This is a genomic window from Stenotrophomonas sp. AGC87, assembly GCF_057333975.1.
This window is the reverse complement of the sequence record NZ_JBHFHW010000029.1, coordinates 157463-160941: the sequence shown is the minus strand read 5'-3', so window position 1 is coordinate 160941 and position 3479 is coordinate 157463. Positions and strand designations below refer to the sequence as shown.

The following is a 3479-nucleotide window of genomic DNA, read 5'->3' as shown; positions in this document are numbered from 1 at the left end:
GCGCGGCAACGATCGAAACCGACGCTTAACGCATCAGCCCTTCAGGGCTGAAGCCACGAACGGCGGGGTCACCAGCACACCGGTGTGCAGCGCGGCGGTGTAGTACAGCGTATCGAACGACTTGGCGGCCGAATCGGCCTGGCGGAAATCGAAGCTGCTCTCGCCCTTGCGGGCCAGGGTCACGCTCCACCAGCCGGTCGGGTAGCACGGCTGCGGGAACGGCAGGGTCTTGAACGAACCGAAGCCGGCCTTGCCCATCTCGGCGCGCATTTCGTTGATCAGGTCCAGCTGCATCAGCGGCGATTCGGACTGCTGCACCAGGATGCCGTCGTCCTTCAGGGCCTTGAAGCAGCTCTCGTAGAACGCCTTGTTGAACAGGCCTTCGCCCGGGCCGACCGGATCGGTCGAATCCACGATCACCACGTCCACGCTGCCGGCCGGGCAGTTGGCCATGTAGGCCACGCCGTCGTCGAACATCAGCTCGGCGCGCGGGTCGTCGTTGGAATCGCACAGCTCCGGGAAGTGCTTGCGGGCCATCACGGTGACCTGCTCATCGATGTCGCACTGGGTCACGCTCTCCACGCCGGCGTGCTTGAGCACTTCGCGCAGGGTGCCGCAGTCGCCGCCGCCGATGATCACCACGCGCTTGGGCGCGGCATGGGTGAACAGCACCGGGTGGCTGATCATCTCGTGATAGAAGAAGTTGTCCTTGCTGGTCAACATGATGGCGCCATCGATGGTCATCAGGTTGCCCCAATCGGTGGTCGCGAAGATCTCGATCTTCTGGAACGGCGACTGCACTTCATCCAGCTTGCCGGTCAGGCGGTAGCCGATGGCCGAGCCGGTGCGCTCGAAGTGTTCGATGTACCAGTTGTTGTTGTCAGTCATGGAGCAGCAGTCCTGTTCGGAAGGGTGTTGGAGCCGGGCTGGCGGCGGTGCCGCGTGGCGCAAGCCACGTCCGGACGGGTTGGCCCGTTCAGGTTTCAAGCCTGAGCACGGGCGCGGGCGCGCATGATAACGGAGCTGTCGCCACATAGGCGTTATCATGCACCCCCTTTTTTACCAACCAGGCCCACTGAAATGACCGATTGGTCCCTCGACCAAGCCCGCAAGACCTACTCGATTCCGCATTGGGCGGATGGTTACTTCGACGTGGATCAGGCAGGACACATGGTGGTGAGACCGACTGGCCAGGACGGCCCGGTGGTATCGCTGCCGAAAATCGTCGATGCCGCCCGCGAGGCCGGCGCCAAGCTGCCGCTGCTGGTGCGCTTCCCGGACATCCTGGGCCAGCGCCTGGGCAAGCTGCAGGCCGCGTTCGCGCAGGCGCAGACCGACTGGGACTACCCGGGCGGCTACACCGCCGTGTACCCGATCAAGGTCAACCAGCACCGTGGCGGGGGCCGGCACCCTGGCCAGCCACCACGGCGAGGGCTTCGGCCTGGAAGCGGGCAGCAAGCCCGAGCTGATGGCCGTGCTGGCGCTGTCGCGCCCGGGCGGGCTGATCGTCTGCAATGGCTACAAGGACCGCGAGTACATCCGCCTGGCCCTGATCGGCCGCAAGCTGGGCCTGCAGACCTTCATCGTGATCGAGAAGCCGTCCGAGCTGAAGCTGGTGCTGGAGGAATCCAAGGCGCTGGATGTGAAGCCGGGCCTGGGCGTGCGCATGCGCCTGGCGTCGCTGGGTGCGGGCAAGTGGCAGAACAGTGGCGGCGACAAGGCCAAGTTCGGCCTGTCCCCGCGCCAGCTGCTGGACCTGTGGAAGTCGCTGCGCGATACCGAATACGCCGACTGCTTGAGCCTGCTGCATTTCCACATGGGCTCGCAGATCTCCAACGTGCGCGACATCGCCAATGGCATGCGCGAAGCCACCCGCTACTTCGTGGAGCTCTCGCGCCTGGGCGCGAAGATCACCCACGTGGACGTCGGCGGTGGCCTGGGCGTGGATTACGAAGGCACCCGCTCGCGCAGCTTCTGCTCGATCAATTACGGCCTGAACTCCTACGCCAGCAACATCGTGCAGCCGCTGGCCAATGCCTGCGAGGAGCACGGCCTGACCCCGCCGCGGATCGTCACCGAGTGCGGCCGCGCGATGACCGCGCACCACGCGGTGCTGATCGCCAACGTCTCCGAGGTGGAGCAGGCGCAGGAAGGCCGCGTGCCGGACCAGCACGACGACGAGCCGGCGGCGATCCGCCACCTGCGCGAGATCCACGCCGAGCTCGACGAGCGCCCGGCGGTGGAGCTGTTCCAGGAAGCGCAGCACTTCCATGCCGAAGGCCTGTCCAGCTATGCGCTGGGCCAGATCGACCTGCCGCAGCGCGCCCGCATCGACGACCTGTTCTACGCCATCGCCCATGCCGTGCGTGCCCGCCTGAGCTACGACGAGAAGAGCCATCGCCCGGCGCTGGACGAGTTGAACGAGCGCCTGGTCGACAAGTACTTCGTCAACTTCAGCGTGTTCGAATCGATTCCCGATGCGTGGGCGATCGACCAGGTGTTCCCGATCGTGCCGATCGAGCGCCTGAACGAGCAGCCCGAGCGCCGCGGCATCATCGCGGACATGACGTGCGATTCGGACGGCATGGTGAAAACCTATGTCGAGAACGAAAGCCTGGACACCTCGCTGCCGCTGCATGCGCTGAAGTCCGGCGAAAGCTACCGCATCGCGTTCTTCATGGTCGGTGCGTACCAGGAAATCCTGGGCGACATCCACAACCTGTTCGGCGACACCGACGCGGTGGAAGTGCTGGCCGATGCCGATGGCTACGCGATCACCCAGCAGCGCCGCGGTGATACCACCGATGTGATGCTGGACTACGTGGGCTACAGCTTGGCCGATCTGCGCGCCAGCTACGCCGAGCGCGTGGCGGCGGCGAAGCTCTCGCCCGAGCGCGCGCAGGAGCTGTCCGAGGCACTGGAAGCCGGTCTGACCGGCTACACCTACCTGTCCGACGAGCCCCTGGCGTAAGCCGGTGGCGACGGGTGATGGCCTCCGGGCCTCACCCGGCCGTGCGTAGCGTCGGGCACGGCCCGTCGGTTCCTTCAAGGCACCTGGAAACCCCATGAGCGCCCGCGCGATCTTTCATCTGTTCCTGCATGCGGCCGTACCAGCGGTGCTGGCGTGGATGTTCTGGCGCAAGCGTTTCATGTCCGCCTGGGTGCTGATGCTGCTGGGCTGGATCATCGATCTGGACCACCTGCTGGCCGACCCGATCTACGCCTCGAACCGCTGCAGCATCGGCTTCCATCCGCTGCACACCGCACCGGCGATCGCGGTGTATGCGGGGCTGTGCGTACCGAAGAAAACGCGGTTGTTCGGCATCGGCTTGATCATCCACATCGTGCTGGATGCCATTGATTGCTGGTGGATGCACGCCGGCAGGTGAAGCCACGCTACGCGTGGATGTCGTGCAGCCTCCGATCCGCTGCACATGACCGGTAGTGGGGGGGGGGGGGGGGGGGGGGGGGGGGGGGGG

The 3479-nt window shown here is 65.7% G+C and carries 2 protein-coding genes and 1 pseudogene; 2 read left to right on the top strand and 1 reads right to left on the bottom strand.

Going from position 1 to position 3479, the window contains the following annotated elements; all coding sequences use genetic code 11:
• Positions 1-33 precede the first annotated feature (33 nt).
• Positions 34-888 carry a polyamine aminopropyltransferase gene (speE, locus tag ACE026_RS10750; RefSeq protein ID WP_486038986.1) on the bottom strand — a complete coding sequence of 285 codons (855 nt, stop codon included), beginning with the start codon at positions 886-888 and terminating at the stop codon, positions 34-36.
• A 192-nt stretch (positions 889-1080) separates the two neighbouring features.
• Between speE and speA the strand changes: the two are divergent.
• Positions 1081-2971: pseudogene (speA, locus tag ACE026_RS10745) on the top strand (arginine decarboxylase).
• A 94-nt stretch (positions 2972-3065) separates the two neighbouring features.
• Positions 3066-3389 (top strand): DUF6122 family protein, encoded by a 324-nt coding sequence (locus ACE026_RS10740; RefSeq protein WP_486038985.1) that lies wholly within the window; start codon positions 3066-3068, stop codon positions 3387-3389.
• The last annotated feature ends 90 nt before the right edge of the window (positions 3390-3479 follow it).